This window comes from Nonomuraea sp. NPDC005650, assembly GCF_040605375.1.
GTDB lineage: Bacteria > Actinomycetota > Actinomycetes > Streptosporangiales > Streptosporangiaceae > Nonomuraea.
Window position 1 is genome coordinate 232,338 of the sequence record NZ_JBEXCR010000003.1, and the last position, 22,911, is coordinate 255,248.

Genomic DNA, 22,911 nt, shown 5'->3' on the forward strand with positions numbered 1-22,911 from the left:
TACCTAATTCGGATCGGGGAGGGAACAGGCGTTGGCGAGGGGCTGCGAGCATCCGATCGGGTGCCACACCGGAGAGGTTCCGACGTTGGCCAGCGCCACCGTGGGAGCCAGGCTGTGGCTGCTCATCGAATACACCGGAGCCTGGCCCTCGCGCCTGGAAAACCTCGAACTTCCCGAAAAAATCTCCGAACTCGTCCGCCGGGCGCTCGAACGCGGTATTAGGCCCCAGCTGATCCGCCGCCCGGGCAAGCGGACCCGCCCGAAGGAGCAGGGGATCCGTGTGCTACTCGCGTACGCGGTAGGAGACCGGCCCTGGCTCGCGAGCGGTGTCGTCGCAGGTCCCGACGATCTTGACCTCGACGCGCTCGTGGCGGGAGTGGTCCCGGAGTCCTGCATACTTGAAGTCGAGCCGGTATTTCTGGTCTGCACGCACGCCAAGCGCAATGCGTGCTGCGCCCGCATTGGACTACCCCTCGCTCGTACGCTGGCGGATTCTTTGCCGGACAGAGTATGGGAAACGTCACACGTTGGCGGCGATCGCTACGCCGCCAACCTGGTGTGCTTGCCACACGGAATTTTCTACGGCAGCATGTCTCAGGCTGCTGCACTGGCAGCGGCTAACGCGTACCGGTCGGGCGAGATCATTCTCGACCGCTACCGGGGACGCGCAGGCATCCCTGAGCCATTGCAAGCCGTGGAGCACTTCGCCCGAGCCCATACGGGAGAGTGCTCCGTCGGCGCGGTGGCCGTGGAATCCTCCAGGTCGGACGGCGACGTCACCGAAGCCATCGTGCGCTGCGGTGACGTCCGGCTCCAGGTTGTGGTTGAGCCATCGGCGTTCACAGCGCCGTGTGGTACGGCTTGCGCCGAGACGATCACCACCTACCGGCTGGTTTCGCTGGACAGGCTCACGCCTGTGCGGTACGCCACGCCCGCTCTCGCCTGAACAGGGAACATCGCGGCCCAACGTTGCGTTGGAACAGTGACGCCATAAGCGTCCAATGCGGCTCAATTACCGAAATACCTCTCACGAAGGTGGTTTTCTCATGTCTCAGGTACGTCGGCAGCTCGCCCGCCCGCGCCCCAGCTGGGGTTGGCAGGATGATGCCGCGTGCCGGGGTGAGGACCTCGTGCTCTTCTTCGGCCCCGACGGGGAGCGGCAGCCCGAGCGTGACGTACGTGAGCGGAAGGCCAAGGCGATCTGCGCCCAGTGCCCCGTCCGCACCGAGTGCCTTGACTACGCGCTGTCCCGTCCGGAGAAGTACGGCACGTGGGGCGGTCTCAACGAAGACGAGCGCGCCTCCGAGCGTCGTCGTCGCATGCGCCGCGCGGCCAGCGCCGGCATCTCCGCCGCCTGACAAACCCGGCAGCGTCACCAGCAACGCGTGATCAAGCAGTTGTCCCGATGAACCGGAGCCTGGCCCTCCACGCACAGGCTCCGGCGAACCCGGTCGGGACAACTGCCTGATCAGGCAGCACCTCCGAGCGAACCGGCCCGCACGAGCAACGGCAGCACGTGGTTGCGCACGGCAGGCGCCAGACGCGGCACGTAAGCGTCCCGCCCGTCCGTCCAGCCCAGCGCGGCCAGCTCCGCGGCCGGCCTCGGATCCCCAGAAACCCTGGCGGTGAAGACCGTCATGCGCATGGGCACGCCCTCCAGCGCCGCCACGTCCTCCACGTGGTCGAGCAGGGCCAGGTCGAACGGGGTCACCCCGAGCTCCTCGGCCAGCTCACGCGCGAGCGTCTCCTCCGGCTCCTCGCCCGCCTCGGGCTTGCCCCCCGGCAGGTAGAAGACGTCGGGAGCGGCGTGCTTGCTCACAACGAGCAGCCGCCCCCGGTCCACGACCGCCGCGGCGACCACGCGCAACACATCCATGCCCGACAGCATGCCACCCGGCACCGACAATCCGGACCGCCGAAAACTGTCACCCCTGGGCGATCGATCCGGGCCGCCGGAAACTGTCACCCCATGGCGGTCGATCCGGACCGCCGAAAACTGTCACTCCCGGGCGATAAGGTGCCCGGCATGGCAGAAGCAGAGTCCCCCGTGACCGCCGACGACCTCGACGAGGCCGTCCGGCTGGCCGTCGCCACCCTCCGCCAGGCGCCCGAGGGCGTGTGGGACGGCAGGGCCGGCTCGCTGGAGTGGTCGTGCTGGGAGACGGTCGAGCACCTGGCCGACGACCTGTTCGCCTATGCCGCCCAGCTCGGGCTCAGGATGCCGCCGCTGGACACCTACGTCCCGTTCGCCCTGGAGCGCCGCAGGCCGGAAGGCCCCGCCAACACCATCCACGCCGACCGCGAGGCGGGCCCCGTCGGGCTGCTGCAGGTGCTGGAGTCGTGCGGCGCGCTGCTGTCCTCCATGGTGCGGACCACGCCGCCGGAGGTCCACGCCCACCACGGCTTCGGCGCGGCCGATCCGGAGGGCTCCGCCGCGATGGGCATCGTGGAGACCCTCGTCCACACCCACGACCTGGCCGAAGGGCTCGGGCTGGCGTGGGCGCCGCCGGCCGGGATGTGCGCCCGGGTGCTGGCGCGGCTGTTCCCCGACGCCCCGCGCGACACGGATCCGTGGACCACCCTGCTGTGGTCCACCGGGCGCGCCGACCTCCCCGGCCACGAGCGCCCGGTGAAGTGGCGCTGGTACAGCGCGCCGCGGCCCTGACCGGCGCGCTCCGCTAAACGTCAGACCTCAGACGATCAGATCGTCGAACTCGCCGTCCTTGGCCCCGAGGACGAACGCCGTGATCTCCGCCTGGGTGTAGACCAGCGCGGGACCTTCGGGAAAACGAGAGTTACGCATGGCTATCTCCCCCGTGGGCAGGTTCGCGACTTCGACGCAGTTGCCGTTGGGGTTGCTCCGCTTGCTCTTGCGCCAGACGACAGGAAGGCGGCCGGCGGGCGTTCCGTTCCGGAACTCATGCATGGGGGCAGCTCCTAGCGATCTTACGGATGCACGTGCATCCGCGTTTGCGAGGAGACAATACGGTAACGCGTCGGTCTCCATATAGCGGACGACCAAAAAACCCAATATGGGGTGAGTCACAGGGATATCAGCAGCTCATCGGGAAAGCAGGCGCTCCAGAAAGCGCCTGGACTCCTTGGGCTCCTCGGCCTGGATGCTGAGCCGGTCCATGACTTCCATGTAGTTGTCGGAGTCGGCCGGCTTGTCCAGGTAGAGGGCGCTGGTGAGCTGCTCCATGTAGACGACGTCGGGCAGCTCGGGCTCGGGGAAGCGCAGGATGCTGAACGGGCCCCCGGCCGCCGCGTGGCCGCCGCGGTCGAACGGCATGAGCTGCACGGTCACGTTGCGCTCGGCCGTGAGGTCGAGCAGGTGGGCGAGCTGGGCGCGCATGATCTCGGGGCTGCCGAGCGTGCGGCGCACCACGGCCTCGTCGATCACCGCCCAGACCGTCAGCCCGCTCCCCAGCCGGTCCTGCCGCGTGGTGCGCACCGCCACTCGGCGGTCGAGCTCCGCCCTCGGGGCGGTCTCGTGGGCCAGCTCGATCACGGCCCTGGCGTAGTCGGGGGTCTGCAGGAGGCCGGGCATGAACTGGTTCTCGTACGTACGGATGCTGGAGGCCGCGCCTTCGAGCCCGATGTAGACCTCGAACCAGTTCGGGAGCACATCGCCGTATTTGTGCCACCAGCCGGGGGCGTTGGCCTGCTTGGCCAGGGCGAGGAGCGGTTCGCGCTCGGCGGGGTCGGTGACGCCGTACAGGGTGAGCAGGTCGGCCACGTCCCGCTGCTTGAAGCTGACCTGGCCGAGCTCCAGCCGACTGATCTTGGCGTGAGATGCGCGAATCGAGTACCCGGCGTCCTCGCGCGAGATACCCTTCTCCGTGCGGAGCCTGCGCAGTTGAGTGCCGAGCAGGATCCGCAGCACCGTCGGGCTCCCCGGCGAATGGTTGAGAAGCTTCCCTTCCGCGCTCTCTGCGCTCACCCTGCCGCTCCTAGATCATCTGCACGTGCAGATGCGATTCGCATCCGTAAACGATGAAAAGTCTTGCATCGGTAAGCACTCCCCGTAAAGATGGGCATTGGATCACCAGACCGCGCTTCGGGGGCCAGAATGACGACTTTCGACGCTCGGCCGCAAGCCGCCATCGGTTCCCGGCCACCAGGATGGCTTTCTTCCATTCTCGTGGAGGGGCAAACCTGGGAGTGCGACGCGGTGTTCCCCTTTCATCAACGGGTCGCGCTCGAGCCCGCCTGCGTGGCGACGGCCCGGCGGTTCGTCGATCAGACGCTCACCACCTGGGGGGTGCTGGGGGTGGCCTTCGACGCCCAGCTGGTGGTGTCGGAGCTGGTGACCAACGCGATGCGGCACGGTGGCGGAGCCGCGCAGCTGCGGCTGCTGTCGCACGGGCCGGAGCTGGCGTGCGTGGTGACCGACCACAGCCGGACCGTTCCCGTGGCGGCCGCACCCGACGTGTTCTCCGAGTTCGGGCGGGGGCTGCGGCTGATCGACGCCCTCTGCACCGCCTGGGGCTGGCTGTCCCCCGGCGGCGCCCGCAAGCTCGTCTGGGCCGTGCTCGCCGCCTGACCCCCTAAGCCCCTAAGCCCCTGAGCCCGATCCCCCGGCCGGGGCGCGTTTCGGCCTGTCCTCATCGCCGCGCCCGGTCGAGCAGTTCGAGCACGTCGGCGTCGGTGAGCTGGTCGAAGTGCTCGTACCACTGGCCGACCGCCCTGAAGTCGATCGGCATGCGCAGGACGACCACCTCGTCGGCCTCCTCCCGCAGCGAGGCGACGGTCTCGCGGGCCCCGACCGGCACGGCCAGGGTCACCTCGGCGGGCTTGGCCGTGCGGACGGCCCTGAGCGCGGCACGCGCGGTGCCGCCGGTGGCCAGGCCGTCGTCCACCACGATCACCTCACGCGCCTCCAGCGCGGGCAGCGGGCGGTCGCCGCGGTAGGCGTGCACCCTGCGCGCCAGCTCGCGCCGCTCCTTCTCGACCACGTCCGCCACCGACTCGGGCGTCATGCCCAGGCGGCGCAGCAGCGTGTGGTCGAACACGGGCTCGCCGCCCTCGGCTATCGCGCCCACCCCCAGCTCGGGGGCGGGCGGATAGCCGATCTTGCGCGTCACGAGGACGTCGAGGGGGGCGCCGAGCCGGCGTGCGATCGGCAGGGCCACCGCCACGCCGCCGCGGGGCAGGGCGAGCACGACGGGGTCGCGCACGTCCTCCAACCGCTCCGCGAGCAGCTCTCCGGCCTGGGCCCGGTCTGCGAAGAGCTCCATGACCAGTGCCCTACCCGTTCGAACGCGCTCCTCGCCTCCCCGGCGGCGGGGCCTCCTCTAGGGCCGGCTCCGGCCCGAGCGGCGCATCTCCTTGGTGATGAGCTTCCACTTGTTCTGCTGCTCCTTGCGCAGGCGGGCGTCGGTCCTGGTGGCCATCCAGGCCGCCTCCCGCCGCAGCTTGCGCCAGCTCTCCAGCCGCCGCTCCGGCAACTCGCCGCTCTCCAGCGCGACCAGCACCGCGCAACCCGGCTCTTCCGAGTGCCCGCAGTCGCCGAACCGGCACCGCTCGGCCAGCGCCTCGATGTCGGAGAAGACCAGGTCGACGCCGTCGGCGATGTCGTAGAGGCCGATCCGCCGGATCCCGGGCGTGTCGATGACCAGCCCGCCCCCGGACAGCGGGATGAGCTCCCGGTGCACGGTGGTGTGCCGGCCCCGCCCGTCGGCGGCGCGCACCTGCTGGGTCTCCATGAGGGTATCCCCGGCCAGCGTGTTGACCAGGGTGGACTTGCCGGCTCCCGACGGGCCGAGGATCACGGCCGTACGGGATCCCTCCAGGTAGCTCGCGACCAGCGAGACCCCGTCCCCGCGCAGGGACGAGACCGCGTGCACGTCCACGCCGGGCGCGGCCACCCGGACGTCGGCGAGCAGCTCGTCGAGGCCGGCCTCGAACAGGTCGGACTTGGTGATGAGCACCACGGGCGTGGCGCCGGACTCCCAGGCCAGCGCGACGAGGCGCTCGATGCGGCCGAGGTCGGCGAAGTCCGTGGAGTGCATGGACGGCTCGGCCACGAAGACGACGTCGACGTTCGCGGCGAGCACCTGGCCCTGGCCGTCGCCGGACAGGCCGCCCACCGAGTCGCGGCTCACGCCGCCCCTGATGAACGCGGTCGTCCGCGGCAGGACCTCGTCGAGCTCGTGGCGGCCCTCCGGGAGCAGCCTGAGCGCGACCCAGTCGCCCACGCACGGCAGCGCGACCGGGTCGGCCGCCGACGCCCTGCGGACGCGGGCGCCGTACTTGACATGAAGCTGACCCTCCGCCGCGATCACCTCGGCGGCGCCGCGGTCGACGCGGGCCACGCGGGCGGGGACGGTGTCAGCGGGCAGCTCGGCGGCGCGGAAGCCGGTCCAGCCGAGCAGGGAAAGATCGTGAGACAACGCAGTGAAACCTTTGATCGAGAAGGGAAACCCGGCAGCTCAGCGGAGCCCGGGGAGGTGGACGAAGGGCACACGGAACGAGACGACCCGCATAGTCCTCACCTCCTCGATCAGTTGACGCAGACTCTACGCACTCCTCCGGTAAGGACGCAATCGCATTAAGTATGGCGATCTGTTGAACCCTGTCAGGGCGGCTGGCCGTACCACCTGCCGACGGACCCGAGAAAGGGGAATGATGCACACCAGCACTTATCCCCCGCCCTCGGCCGAGGGAGCCGCCCCCATGGGGAAGCCGCGTTTTCGACACTGGATCCGCCGCGTGCGGCCGGATGACGGGGTGCCAAATGACGAGGCGGCAGTGTCCGCGCTCTACCAGGAGTATCACAGGCCGTTGCTGGCTTTCGTGATCAGGTTGACGGCGGGCGATCGGCAGTGGGCGGAAGACGTGGTGCAGGAGACCATGATCCGGGCCTGGCGCAGTGCGGAGCGGCTCGATCCCGAGTCGGCCTCACTGATGCCCTGGCTCGCGACGGTCGCCAGACGTATCGTGATCGATGACCGGCGGCGCCGGGACGCCCGCCCTCAGGAGTCGGGTGACGGGCCGCTGGAGACGATGCCCGTGCCTGACGAGATGGAGGGCCTGCTGCACCAGGTGGTCGTGTCAGAGGCGCTGAAGGCGTTGTCGCCGGCACATCGCGAGATCCTCAACGAGACGATCTTGCGAGACCGGTCGGTCAACGACGCCGCCGAGGCGCTGGGCATCCCGGTCGGAACCGTGAAGTCCCGGGTTTACTACGCCGTTCGCGCGTTGCGGATCGCACTTGAGGAGAGGGGGGTGACGGCGTGACTTCGAGAGTCGAGCACACAGACGTGGGCGCGTACGCGCTCGGTCTGCTGGAGGAGGACGACAGGATGGCCTTCGAGGCGCATCTCCTGGGTTGCGCCCCCTGCCGCTCCGAACTTTCCGATCTTTCCGGCATGGCCAGCGTGCTGAGCGAGATCGGCCCGGTGGAGGACTACGGGGCGCCCTCCCCCGAGCCGGTGATCGACATGCTCCAGCGCAAGAGGTCCGCCGACAGGAAGACCCGCAGGGGGACGTTCGTGATCGGGATGGCGGCGGCGGTCACGCTCGTGGCCGGCGGGGTGACGGTCGGCACGCAGCTGTCCGTCGGCGACGTCCCCCCGATCGCCCAGGAGCACTCCCACCTGGGCCCGGCCGAGCAGTTCTACGCCGACGGCAAGCCCATCGAGGGGACGGGCGTCGACGGGGTCACCGGCGGGCTGGTGATCGAGTCGAAGGCCTGGGGCACGCACGCCGCGCTCAAGCTGGCCGGGGTGAAGGGGCCGCTCGAATGCGAGCTGGTCTCGGTCGGCAAGTCGGGCGAGCGCCGGGTGATGACCGGGTGGTCCGTACCTCCAGCCGGGTACGGAGTGCCGGGTTCGCCCGATCCGCTCTACATGCACGGCGGCAGCGCGACGCCGCTGAAGGACATCGACCATTTCGAGGTGGTGACCTCGGCAGGCAAGAAGCTGCTCACCATCAACGCCTGACCCATCAGGCGCTCGAAGCCCTCCCGCCGCTGGTGGGAGGGCTTTTTCGTGCCTCCGGGCGAATGTGCAAAATTACGGATTCGCGGGTTGAACCTCCCCCGGTGCCGGGCGCGTACTGCCTGCCGTACCAACCGGAATATCAAACCCTTTAAGAGGTTTAGCCATGTTCATCCGAAAGATCACCATTCCTGGCACGCTGCTGGCCGCCGCCCTGCTCGCCTTCCCCGCCGCGCCGGCGAACGCCTCGGGTGACGACGTCTACCTCGCCGCCGGCCTGCGGGGCGCCAACGAGGTGGGCGCCAAGGGCGACGCCGACGGCCGTTCGACGGTCGTGATCAGGATCAGTGGGAACGAGGTCACGTTCGCGGCCCGCTGGAACAAGATCGACACGCCCACCGCCGGCCATGTCCACCTGGGCGCGAAGGGCGCCGACGGGGACGTCAGGCTCGAGTTCTTCACCAAGCCGCTCCCCGCCGGCGTGCTCGGCGTCACCGGCACCGTCAAGGCCGACAACGAGCTGGTCAAGGCGCTCATCGACAACCCCGGCGGCTTCTACGCCAACCTGCACGACGCCAAGCACCCCAAGGGCGCGGTCCGCGGCCAGTTCCACCGGCTGAACAAGCCGATCGACCTCAACGGCGTGCTGCAGGGCAGCGACCAGGCCATGCTCTCCGCGCGCGCCGACGGGGCGCAGGAGGTGCGGGAGAACGACGGCAAGAAGCGCGGCGACCAGGACGGCCAGGCCGCGTGGTGGCTGCGTCCCGGCGGCTCGTCCATCGCGTACACGGCCTTCTGGTCGGGGCTCGGCGCGGTCACCGACGGCCACCTGCACAAGGGTTCCGCAGGTGGGAACGGTCCAGTGATCGCGGACCTGTTCGCGGGCGCCCTGCCGGAGAACCTGACCGGCGTCGCGGGCGAGGCCCCGGTCGCCGCCGCCGTCGCCAAGCGCGTCGCGGCCCACCCCGGCCGCTACTACGCGAACCTGCACACGTCCGACTTCGACGGCGGCGCCGTGCGCGGCCAGCTCTCCGACCGGCCGTTCACCCACCCGCGCGCCCTCACCGCCGACGTGCTGCGCGGCGCGCAGATCTACTCCTGCACGGCGCAGCCGAGCGGCGGGTACGCCTTCACCCAGCTCGGCGTCTCGGCCAGGCTGCGGCGCGGGATCGACCACTCGTTCGTCACGCCCGCCGCCGGCCCGCCGCAGTGGATCGCCCCAGACGGCAGCGCGGTGCGCGGCTCGGTCGTCACCAAGACGCCCAACGGCGACGGCAACATCCCCGAGCTGGTGCTGGACGCCACCCAGGCGGGCAAGGACAGCGGGCTGCTCGCGCACGCCACGCAGATCCTGCGCCTGAACACCACGGGCGGCGTCGCCCCGGCCGGCGCCTGCACGCCGGGCTCCGAGGTCCGCGTCCCGTACGGGGCCGACTACCTCTTCCTCGGCTGAGGCCTTCCAGGGGACGATTCGGTCCCGTCCCCCGGAACGCCTTCCCCGGTCGATCCGGCCCAGGTCCCCCGGGCCGCCGGTCGGCCACCGCGAGCGGGGCACTCCGGCCCGCCCCGCTCGCACCGAACGCCCCGCCGCACTCCGGGAGCCCGTGCGGCGGGGCGTTCGCTTCTTCTACGGCCGGAGCACGGGCGACCCAGCGACACAGCACAGCCCGGCGGCACAGTGGGAAAAGGGACAGCCGGATGCCGGCTGTCCCTTTTGTTGTGCTCCGCCGTGGCGGGAGTCGGTTACAGGCCCGGGGCGGGGAACTGCGCCGTGAGCTCGCTGACCTCGTGGTGCACGCGCGCGATGACGTCCTCGGCGTCCCCCTTGGCCAGGGCCGTGACGACCTCGTCCATCCAGGCGCCGATCTGGCGCATCTCGGCCTCGCCCATGCCACGGGAGGTGACGGACGGGGTGCCGATGCGGATGCCGGACGGGTCGAACGGCTTGCGGGTGTCGAACGGGACCGTGTTGTAGTTGGTCTCCAGCCCCGCCCGGTCGAGCGCCTGGGCGGCGGGCTTGCCGCCGATGCCCTTGGGCGTGAGGTCGAGCAGGATCAGGTGGTTGTCGGTGCCGCCGGAGACCAGGTCGAACCCGCGGGAGGCGAGCTCGTCGGCCAGGGTCTTGGCGTTGGCGACGACCTGGTGGGCGTAATCGCGGAACGACGGCTGGGCGGCCTCGTGGAGCGCGACGGCGATGGCGGCGGTGGTGTGGTTGTGGGGGCCGCCCTGCAGGCCGGGGAAGACGGCCTTGTTGAGCGCCGTGGCGTGCTCGTCGCTCGTGGCCATCAGCATGGCGCCGCGCGGGCCGCGCAGCGTCTTGTGCGTGGTCGTGGAGATCACGTCCGCGTGGCCCACCGGGGACGGGTGCGCGCCGCCCGCCACCAGGCCGGCGATGTGGGCGATGTCGGCGGCCAGCACGGCCCCGACCTCGCGGGCGATCGAGGCGAAGCCCTCGAAGTCGATCGTGCGCGGGATCGCGGTGCCGCCGCAGAAGATCAGCTTCGGCCGGTGCTCGAGGGCGAGCTGACGCACCTCGTCGAGGTCGATGCGGCCGGTGTCCTTGCGTACGCCGTAGCGGACCGGGTTGAACCACTTGCCGGTGGCGGAGACGGACCAGCCGTGGGTGAGGTGGCCGCCGAACGGCAGGCCCATGCCCATGACGGTGTCGCCCGGCTGCAGGAACGCCATGTAGATGGCGAGGTTGGCCGGCGAGCCGGAGTAGGGCTGGACGTTGGCGTGGTTGACGCCGAACACCGACTTGGCCCGCTCGATGGCCACGGTCTCGATCTGGTCGATGACCTGCTGGCCCTCGTAGTAGCGCTTGCCCGCGTAGCCCTCGGAGTATTTGTTGGTGAGGACGGTGCCGGTGGCCTCGAGCACGGCCTTGGACACGTAGTTTTCGGACGCGATGAGCTTGACGGTGTCGGCCTGGCGCCGCTCTTCCGCCTTGATGAGCTCGGCGATCTGCGGGTCGACGCTCGCGAGAGAACTCATGATTCTCCTGTCATCGTTGACAATTGCGAAGACCCAGGCGCACGGCCTCCGCTCCTTTCGCTCCCCGGTGGTCGATCCCACCAAATGCGCCAGTCGCGTCTCCTGGTAGACGATAGCGGATGTCACCGGGCCCCATCCCGCGCGTCACCACGGCCCGGCGACCGGCGCCTCCGTGCCGGGAGAGCCCTATTTGGTACGGCTGACGCCCGGCCAGAGCCGGTCCACCTCGGCGTTCAGGATGGCCCCGATGAGCACGGCCAGGGCGGTGATGTAGAGCCAGAGGAGCACGGCGATGGGCGCGGCCAGCGACCCGTAGACCGACACGGGCGAGAACCAGGCGGCCAGCACGGCCCGCAGCACCGCCGCGCACACGATCCACAGGAACAGCGCCAGAATCGCGCCGGGCAGCTCCCGGTACCACTTGGTCCGCACCGGCACGCTGACGTGGTAGAGCACGGTCAGGAACAGGACCGAGCCGATGATCACGACCGGCCAGTAGAGGATGTCGATGAGGACGCCGTACTGGCCGGGCAGGGCGTCCCTGAGCAGGGTCGGGCCGATGACCAGGATCGGCATGACGATGATGCCGATGATCAGGCCGATGACGTAGAGGCCGAACGACATCAGCCTGGTGCGGATGATGCCGCGCTCCTCGCCGAGCCCGTAGGCGACGGAGATGAGGTCGACGTACACGTACAGGGCCCTGGAGCCGGACCAGAGCGACAGCAGGAAGCCGACCGAGATGATCGACACCTTGCTCGCGTCGTCGCTGAGCACGTCGGTGAGGAGCGGGTTGATCACCTTGGTGACGGCCTCTTCGGTGAACAGGACGCCGGCCTGGTCGATCACCCACGCCTTGACCTGGGCGACCACGCTGGAGCCCAGCCAGGTGCCGAGTTTGGCCAGCACGCCGATCAGGCCCAGCACGAAAGGCGGCAGCGACAGCAGCGCGAAGAACGCCGCCTCGCCCGCCAGGCCGGTGACCCGGTAGGTGACGCCGGCGTTGGTGGCCGCGCGGACGATCGCCCACGATTTCGTGTCGAGCACCCAGCTCAGCCTGGCCCTGGCGTGGGAGACGAGCCCTCTCTTCGGCCGGGGAGGCGCATCGGTGGACGTCATGGCACCCAACGGTATTCGCAGTGACTCTTCGGGACAGCTTACGTCCCAGGCACTGCCCTAGTCGTTGTCAACGATGCGCGCGCCCAGAGGAAGCAAAGAAACGGGGACGAGTTTGAGGTTCGCGATGCCCATCGGGATGCCGATGATCGACAGGAAGAGCGGGATCGAGGTCACGACGTGGCCGATGGCGAGCCAGATGCCGGCGACCACGCACCAGATGACGTTGCCGACCAAGGAGAACGCGCCCGCGTCGGGATCGCGGACCACGGTCCTGCCGAAGGGCCACAGCGCGTACGCCGCGATCCGGAAGGACGCGATGCCGAACGGGATCGTGATGATCAGGATGCAGCAGATGATCCCGGCCAGCGCGTAGCCGGCGGCCAGCCAGAGTCCCGCGAAGATCAGCCAGATGACGTTCAGAATCGTGCGCATATTCACAGGATGTCATCGACCGCGCCGACCTCGTCATCCGGCAAGACCCTGACTTCACCCTGACCTGGGGGCCCGCCCCTTGCCAGGAGGCCCGGCGAACGCCTGCGCGATCTCCATCCAGGCCCGCGCGGGCTCGCCGGTCAGCTCCAGCGCGGTGTCCGACAGGTGCACGCGCTGGGTGACGGCCAGGCAGAAGTCGAGGACGGTGCCGCGGACCAGGCCGTCCGCGCCCTCGGGCCCCGCCGTCCACATGGTGCCGTCCGGCATGGCCAGCTCGGCGCGTACGGTCTCCTCGGGCACCGGCAGGCCGCGTACGGCGAAGCTGTAGGGCCGGGCGCGGAAGCCCATCATGGCCACGTGGCGCAGCCGGGCCGTCGGCTCCCTGACGACGCCGAGCGCGTCGGCCACGTCCTGGCCGTGCGCCCACGTCTCCATCAGCCGCGCGGTCACGAAAGAGGCGGCCGACATGGCGGGGCCGAACCACGGCACCCGCTCGCGCGCGTCCAGCGTCGCGAACACCTCCAGGCTGCGGGCGCGGGCCGCGCGGAACCACGCGCACAGCTCGGCCGGCGGCATCCCGCGCGCCTCCACGGCGAGGTCGTCCACGGAGGTGAAGCCCGCCAGCGAGGCCCGATAGCCCTCGGGGTCGGTGGCGGCCCGCACGGCGGCGTCGTCGAACCAGGCCAGATGGCTCACCTGGTCGCGGACCGCCCAGCCCGCGGCGGGCGTGGGCCGCTCCCAGTCGTCGTCCCCCAGCGGCTGGAGCAGGGCTTCGAGGGACGCGGTCTCGGCACGCAGGTCGTCGAGCAACTCGCCCATGAGATCCACGCCCGCCAGCCTAACCCGAACAACGTTCTAGGAGAATAATCGCCAGTGTGATCTGCGACAGCTGCAAGGACAAACGCCACGAGGACTGCCGCGGCGGCTCCTGGTGCGACTGCCAGCACCAGGTCCAGGACAAGCCGCACGAGCCCGATCTGAGCTGGAAACGACAGGGTTGACCGAGCTGGACAGTCCCACACTCTGGACCATGTCTTGGACATACGGGACGGCCAGAGTATCTTCTAGATATGCCAGCGGACCCCATGCTCGTCGGTCGACGCCACGTCGATCTTCAGCGTGTCCGCAGTGCCATCTGTTGCGACGCCCGCCTGTAACCCCATCCTGTTCTGCCGCTGAGCGCGTCGCAATCCTCCTCTCCACCCCTGCCCTCGACGACGAGGCAGGAGGAACCCTGCGCGCGCCCATGATCCGAAGGACGCGCAATGAGCACCCCTGCCAGCCGCACACCTGCCAGCCGGCATCACAAACGCCCGCGCGGCGAAGGCCAGTGGGCTCTCGGTTACCGGGAGCCGCTCAACAAGAACGAAGAGAACAAGAAGAACGACGACGGCCTCAACGTCCGCCAGCGCATCATCGACATCTACTCCAAGCGGGGCTTCGACTCGATCGACCCGGCCGACCTGCGTGGCCGCATGCGCTGGTACGGCCTCTACACCCAGCGCAAGCCCGGCATCGACGGCGGCAAGACCGCCATCCTGGAGCCGGAGGAGCTCGACGACCGCTACTTCATGCTGCGGGTGCGCATCGACGGCGGCCAGCTCGACCTGGCCCAGCTGCGCACGATCGCGGACATCTCCAACGAGTACGGCCGCGGCACCGCCGACCTGACCGACCGCCAGAACATCCAGCTCCACTGGATCGAGATCGAGTCGGTGCCGGACATCTGGGAGCGCCTGGAGGCCGTGGGCCTGTCCACCACCGAGGCGTGCGGCGACACCCCGCGCGTGATCCTGGGCTGCCCGCTGGCCGGGATCGACGCCGACGAGGTGCTCGACGCGACCGGGCAGATCCACGAGGTGCAGGACCGGATCGTGGGCAACCCGGCGTACTCCAACCTGCCCCGCAAGTTCAAGTCGGCGGTGAGCGGCTGCCCGGCACACTGCACGGTGCACGAGATCAACGACGTGGCGTTCGTGGGCGTGGTCAACGAGCAGGGTGAGACGGGTTACGACCTGTGGGTCGGCGGCGGCCTGTCGACCAACCCGATGCTGGGCAAGCGGCTCGGCGTGTTCGTCCGGCCGGACCAGGTGGCCGACGTCTACGAGGGCGTGGCCGGGGTCTTCCGCGACTACGGCTACCGGCGGCTGCGGCACCGCGCCCGCATCAAGTTCCTCGTCAACGACTGGGGGACGGAGAAGTTCCGGGAGATCCTCGAGACCGAATACCTCAAGGAGGCGCTGCCCGACGGCCCCGCCCCCGGGCAGCCGCGCGGCAGCCGCCGCGACCACGTGGGCGTCTTCCCGCAGAAGGACGGCAACTTCTACGTCGGCTTCGCGCCCAAGGTGGGCCGGCTCGACGGCGACAGGCTGCACCTGGTCGCCGACATCGCCGAGCGGCACGGCTCCGGCCGGGTCCGCACGACCGTCGAGCAGAAGATGGTCATCCTCGACGTCACCCCCGACCAGGTCGACTCGATCGTGGCCGAGCTGGAGGCGAACGACCTGCGCGTCCGGCCGTCCACCTTCCGCCGCCAGACGATGGCCTGCACCGGCATCGAGTACTGCAAGCTGGCCATCGTCGAGACCAAGGCCACGGCCGCCGACCTGATCGACGAGCTGGAGCGGCGGCTGCCGACGTTCGACGAGCCGCTGACGATCAACGTCAACGGCTGCCCCAACTCCTGCGCCCGCATCCAGGTCGCCGACATCGGCCTCAAGGGCCAGCTCGTGGTGGACGAGAACGGCGACCAGGTCGAGGGCTTCCAGATCCACCTGGGCGGCTCCCTCGGCGTCAACGCCGGGTTCGGGCGCAAGGTCCGCGGTCTCAAGACCACCGCCAAGGCGCTGCCCGACTACGTGGAGCGCGTGGTCAAGCACTACGACGCCCAGAAGAAGGAAGGCGAGTCGTTCGCCGACTGGGTGCAGCGGGCCGACGAGGCGGATCTCAAATGAGCGAGCGAGCGGTCCCGTTCCACTGCCCCTACTGCGGCGACGAGGACCTCGAACCCTACGAGGGGGACGGCGGCTGGTACTGCCGCGCCTGCGCTCGTGCCTTCAAGCTGAAGTTTCTCGGGATCGGAGTGAAGATATGACGCTGGTGGACATCGAGGTCGGCCTGAAACAGCAGCGCGGGACCCTTGACCTGCAGGACATCGTCGAGTCCGCCGCGACGTTCCTCGAGGGCGCCCCCGCCCGCGAGATCATCCGCTGGGCGGCGGCGACGTTCGGCGACCGGCTGTGCCTGACCTCCTCGATGAGCGACGCCCTCCTGATCGACCTGGTGAGCAGGGTCAAGCCCGGCGTCGACGTGCTGTTCATCGACACCGGCTACCACTTCGCCGAGACGGTCGGCACGCGGGACGCGGTGCGGCAGGTCTATGACGTCAACGTGATCGACATCAAGCCGTCGCGGACGGTCGAGGAGCAGGACCGCGACCTCGGCCCGCGCCTGTTCGGCCGCAACCCCGACCTGTGCTGCTACCTGCGCAAGGTCGAGCCGCTCAACCGGGCGCTGGAGCCGTACCTCGCGTGGATCTCCGGCATCCGCCGCGACGAGTCCTCCAGCCGCACCGGCACCAAGGTCGTCGAGTGGGACGCCAAGCGGCAGATGGTCAAGGTCAACCCGATCGCGGCCTGGACCCAGGACGACGTCGACAACTACATCGCCGACAACGGGGTGCTGATCAACCCGTTGCACTACGACAACTACCCCTCGATCGGCTGCGCGCCGTGCACGCGGCAGGTCGCGGAGGGAGAGGATCCGCGCAGCGGACGCTGGGCGGGCCTGGGGAAGGTCGAATGCGGCATTCACCTGTGATCCCCAGCAGGGGATCCGCCCCGTTGGCAGGCGGGGCGGCCCCCGGCCGCGTGCCACTGGTGGCGGTGGCCCACGGGTCGCGAGATCCGCGTGCCGCCGCCACCGTGGCCGCGCTGCTCGACCAGGTGCGCCTGGCGCGCCCTGAGGTGCCCGTACGGGTGGCCTACCTCGACCACTGCACCCCGAGCCTGGGGCAGGCGCTGAGCGGCCTCCAGGAGGCCGTTGTGCTGCCGCTGCTGCTCACCGAGGCCTACCACAGCCGGGTGGACCTGCCGGCGGCGCTGAACGAGGTCCGGGCGCGCGAGCCGCGGCTGCGCGTCCACTACGGCACCACGCTGGGGCCGCACCCACTGCTGCTGACGGCGCTGGAGCGGCGCCTGGCCGAGGCGGGCGTGCGCGCGGGCGACCCGGAGACGGCGGTGGTGCTGGTGTCGGCGGGTTCGAGCGACGCCCGTGCCAACGCGGTGATCGCAAAACAGGCGCGGGAGTGGCGGCGTTCCGGCTGGTGGACGGTGTCCCCCGCGTACGCCTCCGCCGCCGAGCCGTCGCCCGCCGAGGCGGTGGCCGCGCTCAGGCGCGCGGGCGCGCCGCGGGTGGCCGTCGCGCCGTACCTGCTGGCGCCCGGTCACTTCGCCGACAAGGTACGGCTGACGAGCCTGGAGGCGGGGGCCGCGGTCGTGTCGGACGTGCTCGGCCCGGCGCCGGAGCTGGTGGACGTGCTCCTGGAACGTTACGAGGCGGCCCAGCGGCAGCCGGCCGCGTCCCTGGTGGGCTGAGCAACCGGCTGAGCCCGCCTAGTAGTAGCCCCGCCGGTCGCGGCGGTCGTCCTCGCGCATCTGCCTGCCCAGCTCGCGGGCCTCGTACCGCATCTGGCGGCCCAGCGCCCGCCAGTCCTCGCCGTGCAGCCGCCGCCAGTGCTCCCGCCAGGCCGCGAACCTGCGCTGCACCGGCTGCGCCTGCGAGTCGCCGATCACCTTGACGTCGCCCATCACCGCGTACGCGCGCACGCGCACCACCGGGACGTTCATGCCGGGGGCCGCCTGGAGGACGTCCACCTTCTTGTCACCCATGACGGCCATGCCGTCGAGGTCCACGTTCACGCCGTCGGGCACGATGATCTTCACGTCGCCCATCACGGAGACGGCCATGATGTCCACCACGTCCGTGCGCACCTCGGCCTCGCGCAGGTCGAGCAGCACGTCGCCCATCACGGCGACGGCGCCGAGCTCCTGGTCGATCTGCCAGGTCCCGCGCCGTTTGGAGTCGCCCATGACGCCCACGAACCACCGCCGCTTCCGGCCCTCGGGCACGGGGGCGGGCGCCCGCGGGGGCGTCGCTCCCGCCGGCAGGTCCTGGGTGAGCAGGGCCAGCTCGGCGTGCGTGGTCGCGGTGTAGGCGGCCTCCGTACGGTCGGTCAGCTCGGCGAGCGTCAGCCTGCCCTCGACGGACGCGACACGGAGCTGCTCGACGACGGCCTCGCGCTCGGCGTCCGACGCGCGGAGCTCACCGGGATCAGTCATACTCGCAACATATCGCGTCTTGCCGGGGTTGTGACTCCTACCCGAGAAGGAAAACATGTCATCCCTTGTAGGTGTTTGAACCTAGAAGCCGCTTTGGCGCGTACCAAGCGATGACACGGGGCTCTGGCTTGGCCCGGGGCGCGGCCGGACCAGGCTAGGGTCCCTGTCATGCATGAGGAACAGCTCTACCGCGCGGCGTTGAACGGCGAGCCCGAGACGGTGGGCAAGCTGCTCGCCGGCGGTGCCGATCCCAACAGCCCAGGTGAGGAGGGGCTGCCGCTGTGCGCGGCCGCCTCCTGGGACCGGGTGGAGGTGATCGGCGCGCTCCTGACGGCCGGCGCCGACGTGAACGGCCGGGAGGAGGGCGGCTGGACGGCGCTGCTCTGGGCGGCCTCCAACGGCCACGCCGCCGCCGCAAGGGCGCTGATCGAGGCGGGCGCGGAGGTCGACGCGGCCAACGAGTCCGGCGACACCCCGCTCACGCTGGCCGCCAGGCGCGGCGCGCTGGGCGTGGTGCAGGTGCTGCTCGAGGCGGGCGCCGATCCCGAGAAGTACGACGGCGACGGCGACATGCCGGTCGACATCGCCGCCTCCTGGGTGGGCGTGCATCTGGAGAGCGCGCTGCTCGACCAGATCGAGAAGGAGGACTGGGAGTACGTCGTGGCCCGCCAGTTCGCCAAGGACGGCACCGAGCTGGTCACGGTGGCCGGGCGCTCGGCCGACGGCTCGGAGAGCGAGCAGGTGCAGGCGCAGCGCGGCCACGCCGCCGTCGCGACGCTGCTGGAGGACGCGGCGGGCACGTACACGCCGGTGGAGCAGCTCGTGGCGCGGGCCGTCGCGCACCGCGACATCGACGAGGACGCCGAGACCTGGTGGATCGTGGCCGACTCGCTGGGCAAGCGGGCGGACGACGAGACGTACGAGGCGCTGGTCCGGCTGTGCGGGAGCGAGGACGCCAGGGAGCGGGAGTTCGGGGTCGACGCGATCGCCCAGTTCGGGTTCGCGGAGGGGGCGAAGCCGTACCTGGAGACGACGCTGCCGCTGCTGCAGAAGATGGTCACCACGGAGGGCAACCCGCAGGTGCTACGGTCCGTTCTGGCCGCGCTCGGACACCAGGGGGATGCCCGGGCGCTGCCGCACGTGCTGGACGTCATCGGGCGTCCTGGGCACAAGCGCACGATGACGGACGCGATCGCGCTGGCCGACGTGCTGCCGCCGGACCACGAGGAGGGGCTGGCGCTGCTGATCGAGATGACGCGGGACGACGACGCGGAGGTCCGCGACTGGGCCACCGCCGGGCTCGCCGGGCTGTCCGAGGACACGCCCCTCATCCGTGAGGCCCTGGCCGCCCGCCTCGCCGACGCCGACCTCCGCACGGTGGCCGAGGCCACGCGCGGGCTGCTGACGCGGGGCGACGAGCGGGCCGCGCAGGGCGTGGAGCGGGTGCTGGCCGAAAGCGAGGACGAGTACGAACGCGACCTCGTCACCCAGCCCGCCGCCGGCTGACCCGCGCCCGCCGGGCCTGGGAGCCCTCAGTCGCCGTTGAGCACGCGCGCCACCCATTCCAGGGTGCCGGTGCGCAGGGCCTCCTCGGCCAGCCGTTTGCCCGTCGGGGTCGTCAGGGCGTCCAGGGAGCTGTCGATCCAGCCCTGGACGTTCTGGTGTCCCTGCTCCCGGTATTCGATGGCCTGGATGAGGCATTCGAGCTTGTCCGCGTCCCGGGCGCAGACCGCCTCCAGGCTGGCCTTCTCCTCGTACTCCCCCACCGCGTCGCCGACCATGTCGGCCACCTCCGCGGGCAGGCCGCGCATCTGGTCGGCGGTGACGTCCTCGTTGGAGGCGGCCTTGAGGTAGCGCTTGCCGATGTACGGGATGTCGGTGATGCGGGTTTCCTGGGTGTCGTGGAAGAGGCTCATGAACGCGGCCCGCTCAGGATTCGCGCCTTCGAGCCTGGCGATCACACTGGCGATGACGGCCGCGCGGAACGAGTGCTCGGCGATGCTCTCCGGGTCCCGTACGCCCGCCACCAGCCACCCGGTCCGCTTGTAGCGCTTGAGCAGACCGAACTCGTACAGAAGTCCCGCCAATCCCGTCACGTCGTCCATCATGAGGACCCCTCTCTCGTCATACGGCAAATGCCGTGGCCGTTTCCTGGCCACGGCATTTGTCATCGACCGTTTCTCCGAAAACGGGAGCTGTTTCCGCTCACCGTCTAATCGCGGAAGAAATCCCGCCAGTCGTTGCCGTCGGGCCACCAGCTGTCGCTGCGGCCCTTGTCGTCCTTCTCGTCCTTCTCGTCCTTGTCGGCCTTGTCGTCCTGGTCGCCCCGGGCGCCCTGGTCATCCCGGCCCCAGTCCTGGTCGCCCCAGTCCCAGTCGTCGTCGTCCTTGACCGGCTCCTCCTTGACCGGCTCCTCCTTGACCGGCTCCTCCTTGACGGGAGGCGCCTGGACCGTCGGCGGGCGGTGCTCCGGACGGTGGTGGTGGTGGAGACGCGGACGGCGGATGCGGATGATCTCCTCGTCGTCGTCGCGGTGGTGGCGACGGCCGCCCCAGCCCCACGGGCCACACCAGGGGCGCCAGCATCCTCCCCATCCACGGCCGCGGCCGCAGTGCTTGCCACAGAGCGGCGGCTTCTCCCCCGAGAAGACCCCGACGTCCGTCTGGACGGCGACGCTGCTGGGCACTGCGCTCGCCGCGGCCGCCAGACCCGTGGGCAGGAGCAGGGAGCCGACGATCGCGCCGGCCAGAGTTAGTGTCGCGGCCCGCCCATGGCGTGGCGTCCGCGATTGCCGACTTTCAGTGTTCACGTGCATTCGTTTCCGTTCATGGGTAGATCGGCCCGAAATCCAACGCCCACTGTCTAACCGCAGGCGCTCAGACAGGGGCAGACGTACCCATGGGAAGATTCTCGGCTAACTCCGTAAACCCAAATAACCTGTCAAAGCCAAGAGGGGTAATTAAACAATGATTTTGCGGTCACCTGGCGCCCTCAAGCCGCATTACACCGCATTTCCCGCCTAATTCCCCCACAATGGACAGCACGGCCGGCGGTCACGGGCCGGAGAGCGCCGGGGCCGAGGCCAGGACGTCCCTGGCCAGCGACAGGTCGCCGGCCAGTTCGGCCGGGAACGCGGCGGGCTCCCCCCTGCCGCCCAGCAGGAAGCAGAACGTGACCACGTCCGCCGTGATGTGGGCATCCGGCTCGCCGGGCCCGGCGTCCTCCACGCCCAGCGGCACCTGCCACTCGCCCCCGCCCGCGCCCGTCAGCGTGAGGTGGAGGGTGCGGCCGGAGCCGTCCATGCCCGACAGGAGCATCGTCCAGGGCAGCAGGCGGGCGCACAGGTCCGCGGTCGGGCGGATGTGGTCGGCGACCGGGTCGGGGAGGCGCACCTGGGCGGTCTCGGCGGCGTCGGCCGTGTGGATCCAGGTCTCCAGGCAGCGCGCCAGGAGATGGTCGAGCACCGGGACCTCCATGCCGTCCAGGGTGGCCGGGGTCGTGGGCGGCAGGTCGGCCAGGTGACGGCAGAGGGCGTCGGCCTGGGCCCGCCAGTCCCTTCTCGTCTGCTCGGGGCTGCGGGTGCGCTCGTACGCCTGCACGTCGTTCGTACGTCCCAGCGAGTCGGTCGCGCCCATGGGCGGCCCCAGCACGGGGGCGCCGACGGAGGCGGCCAAGAGGCCGTCCTTGGCGGCCAGGTGGGCCACGAGCTCCTGGAGGGTCCAGCCCTCGACGATCACGCGCGACCAGTCGTCGTCCACGGCCGCGGCCAGCAGCGCGTCCATCGCCGCCACCCGCCCCGCGTACGGCTCCGCCCAGACCGCGGTGGGGGCCGCGGGCCTGCGCCGGGCCCTGGCCCCGGCCAGGAGCTGGGGCCGCAGCGAGCGGGCCGGCACCTCGGGGTCCTCCATCATCGCGTCCAGATAGAGGCGCTCGACGGGGTCCATTACACCTCTTCCTCCGCAAGCGCGTCCGCCAGGCGTCTCAGCGCCAGCCGGATGCGCGATTTGGCCGTGCCCTCGGGCACGCCCAGCTCCTCGCTCACCTGCCGGTAGGTCCGGCCGCCGAAGTAGGCGAGCTCGACCGCCTCCCGCAGGCCGTCGGGCAGCGAGGTCACCGCCTGCCGTACCCGTTTGGCCTCGTCCGAGGCCAGGACCGTGTCCTCCAGTCTGTCAGGTTCGCGCTCGAACAGTCTGGGCCCGAGCGCCGACACCCGGCGCCGCTCCTCGGCGCGCACGTGGTCGACGGCGCGGCGGTGCGCGATCGTCGCCAGCCAGGCGCGTAAGGTGCCGCGTTCCGGGTCGTAGGACAGGGGGCGCTCCCAGAAGACCAGGAACACCTCCTGAGTGATGTCCTCGGCGATCACCCGGTCCCTGGTGACCCGCAGCGCGAGCCCGAAGATCAGCGGGGAGAGCCGATCGTAGACCTCGCCCAGCGCGGACTCATCGCCGCCGACCACCCGCTGGTGCAGCAGGCGGTCGTCGTACGGTGCCTCCACTGGCACCACACTCCCGTGTAATCCGGACCAAGGCGGCGGGTGCGCCGCGACCCGAGCATGTCATTATTCGCCGGAAAAGTAGAGCTGGATGACCGACGGGACCGCTCTTTGTGGGCTCGCGATAAGGTCGGAGGACCAGTACGGAGGGAGCACACGCCATGGCCACCACTCGCACCGCCACCACCCAGTGGAAGGGCGCCCTGCTCGACGGTTCGGGCACCGTATCGCTCGACACCTCGGGCGTCGGCACGTTCGAGGTCTCCTGGCCGTCCAGGGCCGAGGCGGCCAACGGCAAGACGTCCCCGGAGGAGCTCATCGCGGCCGCCCACTCCTCCTGCTTCTCGATGGCGCTCTCGCACGGGCTGGCCGGTGCCGGCACGCCGCCGGAGTCCCTGCAGACCAGCGCCGACGTGACGTTCCAGCCGGGTGAGGGCATCACGGGCATCGTGCTCACGGTGAAGGGCCACGTTCCCGGCATCTCGGCCGAGCAGTTCGAGGAGGCCGCCGAGACGGCGAAGGCCAACTGCCCGGTCAGCAAGGCCCTGGCGGGCACCATGATCACGCTCCACGCCGAGCTGCTCTGACGGTC

The 22,911-nt window shown here is 70.3% G+C and carries 28 protein-coding genes and 1 riboswitch; of the genes, 14 read left to right on the forward strand and 14 right to left on the reverse strand.

The genetic code is table 11. The features are described 5' to 3' along the window. Positions 1-85: 85 nt before the first annotated feature. Both ABZS69_RS06520 and ABZS69_RS06525 read left to right on the forward strand, forming a co-directional pair. Positions 86-946, forward strand: a complete 861-nt coding sequence (locus tag ABZS69_RS06520; RefSeq protein ID WP_355367535.1) for a sucrase ferredoxin — start codon at positions 86-88, stop codon at positions 944-946. A 100-nt stretch (positions 947-1,046) separates the two neighbouring features. After that, the gene (locus ABZS69_RS06525) at positions 1,047-1,358 is read left to right on the forward strand and encodes a WhiB family transcriptional regulator (protein WP_101784355.1); all 312 of its coding nucleotides are present in this window, start codon (positions 1,047-1,049) and stop codon (positions 1,356-1,358) included. A gap of 110 nt (positions 1,359-1,468) precedes the next feature. On the opposite strand, the gene ABZS69_RS06530 is transcribed toward ABZS69_RS06525, so the two are convergent. After that, positions 1,469-1,876, reverse strand: coding sequence for an NUDIX domain-containing protein (locus ABZS69_RS06530; protein ID WP_355367539.1), 408 nt, complete (start codon positions 1,874-1,876; stop codon positions 1,469-1,471). 150 nt (positions 1,877-2,026) lie between these two features. Between ABZS69_RS06530 and ABZS69_RS06535 the strand changes: the two genes are divergently transcribed. Continuing rightward, complete coding sequence (locus ABZS69_RS06535; protein ID WP_355367542.1) at positions 2,027-2,665, forward strand: hypothetical protein; 639 nt, start codon at positions 2,027-2,029, stop codon at positions 2,663-2,665. Positions 2,666-2,692: 27 nt separating this feature from the next. On the opposite strand, the gene ABZS69_RS06540 is transcribed toward ABZS69_RS06535, so the two are convergent. Together ABZS69_RS06540 and ABZS69_RS06545 are read right to left on the reverse strand one after the other, a co-directional pair. After that, positions 2,693-2,926: a DUF397 domain-containing protein gene (locus tag ABZS69_RS06540; RefSeq protein WP_127935054.1), complete on the reverse strand. Its 234-nt coding sequence runs from the start codon at positions 2,924-2,926 to the stop codon at positions 2,693-2,695. 135 nt (positions 2,927-3,061) lie between these two features. Next, positions 3,062-3,943 (reverse strand): helix-turn-helix transcriptional regulator, encoded by an 882-nt coding sequence (locus ABZS69_RS06545; RefSeq protein WP_355367546.1) that lies wholly within the window; start codon positions 3,941-3,943, stop codon positions 3,062-3,064. Between the two features lie 201 nt (positions 3,944-4,144). Between ABZS69_RS06545 and ABZS69_RS06550 the strand changes: the two genes are divergently transcribed. Continuing rightward, the gene (locus ABZS69_RS06550; RefSeq protein ID WP_355367549.1) at positions 4,145-4,546 is read left to right on the forward strand and encodes an ATP-binding protein; all 402 of its coding nucleotides are present in this window, start codon (positions 4,145-4,147) and stop codon (positions 4,544-4,546) included. Positions 4,547-4,607: 61 nt separating this feature from the next. Here the strand turns inward: ABZS69_RS06550 and ABZS69_RS06555 are convergent, their stop codons facing one another. Beyond that, positions 4,608-5,240: a phosphoribosyltransferase gene (locus ABZS69_RS06555; protein WP_355367552.1), complete on the reverse strand. Its 633-nt coding sequence runs from the start codon at positions 5,238-5,240 to the stop codon at positions 4,608-4,610. A gap of 57 nt (positions 5,241-5,297) precedes the next feature. Further along, a complete protein-coding gene (rsgA, locus tag ABZS69_RS06560; protein WP_355367555.1) occupies positions 5,298-6,395 on the reverse strand; it encodes a ribosome small subunit-dependent GTPase A in 1,098 nt (365 codons plus the stop codon). Between the two features lie 283 nt (positions 6,396-6,678). Here rsgA and ABZS69_RS06565 point away from each other — a divergent pair, with 283 nt between their 5' ends. From ABZS69_RS06565 to ABZS69_RS06575, 3 genes are all read left to right on the forward strand, one after another. Then, entirely contained in the window at positions 6,679-7,242 is a 564-nt protein-coding gene (locus tag ABZS69_RS06565) for a sigma-70 family RNA polymerase sigma factor (RefSeq protein WP_355367558.1), read from the forward strand. After that, positions 7,239-7,946, forward strand: a complete 708-nt coding sequence (locus ABZS69_RS06570) for a zf-HC2 domain-containing protein (protein ID WP_355367561.1) — start codon at positions 7,239-7,241, stop codon at positions 7,944-7,946. Before ABZS69_RS06565 ends, ABZS69_RS06570 begins: the two co-directional genes overlap by 4 nt. 163 nt (positions 7,947-8,109) lie before the next feature. After that, positions 8,110-9,396 (forward strand): CHRD domain-containing protein, encoded by a 1,287-nt coding sequence (locus tag ABZS69_RS06575; RefSeq protein WP_355367564.1) that lies wholly within the window; start codon positions 8,110-8,112, stop codon positions 9,394-9,396. Positions 9,397-9,686: 290 nt separating this feature from the next. Here the strand turns inward: ABZS69_RS06575 and glyA are convergent, their stop codons facing one another. The 4 genes from glyA to ABZS69_RS06595 all read right to left on the reverse strand — a co-directional run bounded on the left by glyA (position 9,687) and on the right by ABZS69_RS06595 (position 13,307). Beyond that, a complete protein-coding gene (gene glyA, locus ABZS69_RS06580; RefSeq protein WP_355367567.1) occupies positions 9,687-10,937 on the reverse strand; it encodes a serine hydroxymethyltransferase in 1,251 nt (416 codons plus the stop codon). 24 nt (positions 10,938-10,961) lie between these two features. Further along, a riboswitch (ZMP/ZTP riboswitch) is annotated at positions 10,962-11,044 on the reverse strand. A gap of 79 nt (positions 11,045-11,123) precedes the next feature. Then, the gene (locus tag ABZS69_RS06585) at positions 11,124-12,056 is read right to left on the reverse strand and encodes a YihY/virulence factor BrkB family protein (protein ID WP_355367570.1); all 933 of its coding nucleotides are present in this window, start codon (positions 12,054-12,056) and stop codon (positions 11,124-11,126) included. 57 nt (positions 12,057-12,113) lie between these two features. Then, positions 12,114-12,488 (reverse strand): YccF domain-containing protein, encoded by a 375-nt coding sequence (locus ABZS69_RS06590; protein ID WP_355367573.1) that lies wholly within the window; start codon positions 12,486-12,488, stop codon positions 12,114-12,116. A gap of 54 nt (positions 12,489-12,542) precedes the next feature. Further along, complete coding sequence (locus ABZS69_RS06595; protein ID WP_355368310.1) at positions 12,543-13,307, reverse strand: TIGR03084 family metal-binding protein; 765 nt, start codon at positions 13,305-13,307, stop codon at positions 12,543-12,545. Positions 13,308-13,558: 251 nt separating this feature from the next. Between ABZS69_RS06595 and ABZS69_RS06600 the strand changes: the two genes are divergently transcribed. The 5 genes from ABZS69_RS06600 to ABZS69_RS06620 all read left to right on the forward strand — a co-directional run bounded on the left by ABZS69_RS06600 (position 13,559) and on the right by ABZS69_RS06620 (position 17,083). Beyond that, positions 13,559-13,645: a putative leader peptide gene (locus ABZS69_RS06600; RefSeq protein ID WP_350723228.1), complete on the forward strand. Its 87-nt coding sequence runs from the start codon at positions 13,559-13,561 to the stop codon at positions 13,643-13,645. A 108-nt stretch (positions 13,646-13,753) separates the two neighbouring features. Beyond that, complete coding sequence (locus ABZS69_RS06605; RefSeq protein ID WP_355367576.1) at positions 13,754-15,442, forward strand: nitrite/sulfite reductase; 1,689 nt, start codon at positions 13,754-13,756, stop codon at positions 15,440-15,442. Then, positions 15,439-15,582, forward strand: a complete 144-nt coding sequence (locus ABZS69_RS06610) for an Insertion element protein (protein ID WP_185077756.1) — start codon at positions 15,439-15,441, stop codon at positions 15,580-15,582. The genes ABZS69_RS06605 and ABZS69_RS06610 overlap by 4 nt, the downstream gene beginning before the upstream one ends. Continuing rightward, positions 15,579-16,307 carry a phosphoadenylyl-sulfate reductase gene (locus ABZS69_RS06615; protein WP_355367579.1) on the forward strand — a complete coding sequence of 243 codons (729 nt, stop codon included), beginning with the start codon at positions 15,579-15,581 and terminating at the stop codon, positions 16,305-16,307. The genes ABZS69_RS06610 and ABZS69_RS06615 overlap by 4 nt, the downstream gene beginning before the upstream one ends. Positions 16,308-16,330: 23 nt before the next feature. Continuing rightward, positions 16,331-17,083 carry a sirohydrochlorin chelatase gene (locus ABZS69_RS06620; protein ID WP_355367582.1) on the forward strand — a complete coding sequence of 251 codons (753 nt, stop codon included), beginning with the start codon at positions 16,331-16,333 and terminating at the stop codon, positions 17,081-17,083. An 18-nt stretch (positions 17,084-17,101) separates the two neighbouring features. On the opposite strand, the gene ABZS69_RS06625 is transcribed toward ABZS69_RS06620, so the two are convergent. Further along, the gene (locus ABZS69_RS06625) at positions 17,102-17,827 is read right to left on the reverse strand and encodes a DUF1707 domain-containing protein (RefSeq protein WP_355367585.1); all 726 of its coding nucleotides are present in this window, start codon (positions 17,825-17,827) and stop codon (positions 17,102-17,104) included. A gap of 168 nt (positions 17,828-17,995) precedes the next feature. Here ABZS69_RS06625 and ABZS69_RS06630 point away from each other — a divergent pair, with 168 nt between their 5' ends. Next, positions 17,996-19,333 (forward strand): ankyrin repeat domain-containing protein, encoded by a 1,338-nt coding sequence (locus tag ABZS69_RS06630; protein ID WP_355367588.1) that lies wholly within the window; start codon positions 17,996-17,998, stop codon positions 19,331-19,333. Between the two features lie 26 nt (positions 19,334-19,359). Here ABZS69_RS06630 and ABZS69_RS06635 read toward each other — a convergent pair whose 3' ends face one another. From ABZS69_RS06635 to ABZS69_RS06650, 4 genes are all read right to left on the reverse strand, one after another. Beyond that, positions 19,360-19,935, reverse strand: a complete 576-nt coding sequence (locus ABZS69_RS06635) for an HD domain-containing protein (protein WP_355367591.1) — start codon at positions 19,933-19,935, stop codon at positions 19,360-19,362. 104 nt (positions 19,936-20,039) lie between these two features. Further along, positions 20,040-20,636 (reverse strand): hypothetical protein, encoded by a 597-nt coding sequence (locus ABZS69_RS06640; RefSeq protein ID WP_355367594.1) that lies wholly within the window; start codon positions 20,634-20,636, stop codon positions 20,040-20,042. Between the two features lie 244 nt (positions 20,637-20,880). Further along, positions 20,881-21,771 (reverse strand): maleylpyruvate isomerase family mycothiol-dependent enzyme, encoded by an 891-nt coding sequence (locus ABZS69_RS06645; protein WP_355367597.1) that lies wholly within the window; start codon positions 21,769-21,771, stop codon positions 20,881-20,883. Then, positions 21,771-22,328 (reverse strand): sigma-70 family RNA polymerase sigma factor, encoded by a 558-nt coding sequence (locus ABZS69_RS06650; protein WP_355367600.1) that lies wholly within the window; start codon positions 22,326-22,328, stop codon positions 21,771-21,773. The genes ABZS69_RS06645 and ABZS69_RS06650 overlap by 1 nt, the downstream gene beginning before the upstream one ends. A 152-nt stretch (positions 22,329-22,480) precedes the next feature. Here ABZS69_RS06650 and ABZS69_RS06655 point away from each other — a divergent pair, with 152 nt between their 5' ends. Further along, positions 22,481-22,906: an OsmC family protein gene (locus tag ABZS69_RS06655; RefSeq protein WP_355367603.1), complete on the forward strand. Its 426-nt coding sequence runs from the start codon at positions 22,481-22,483 to the stop codon at positions 22,904-22,906. Positions 22,907-22,911 lie beyond the last annotated feature (5 nt).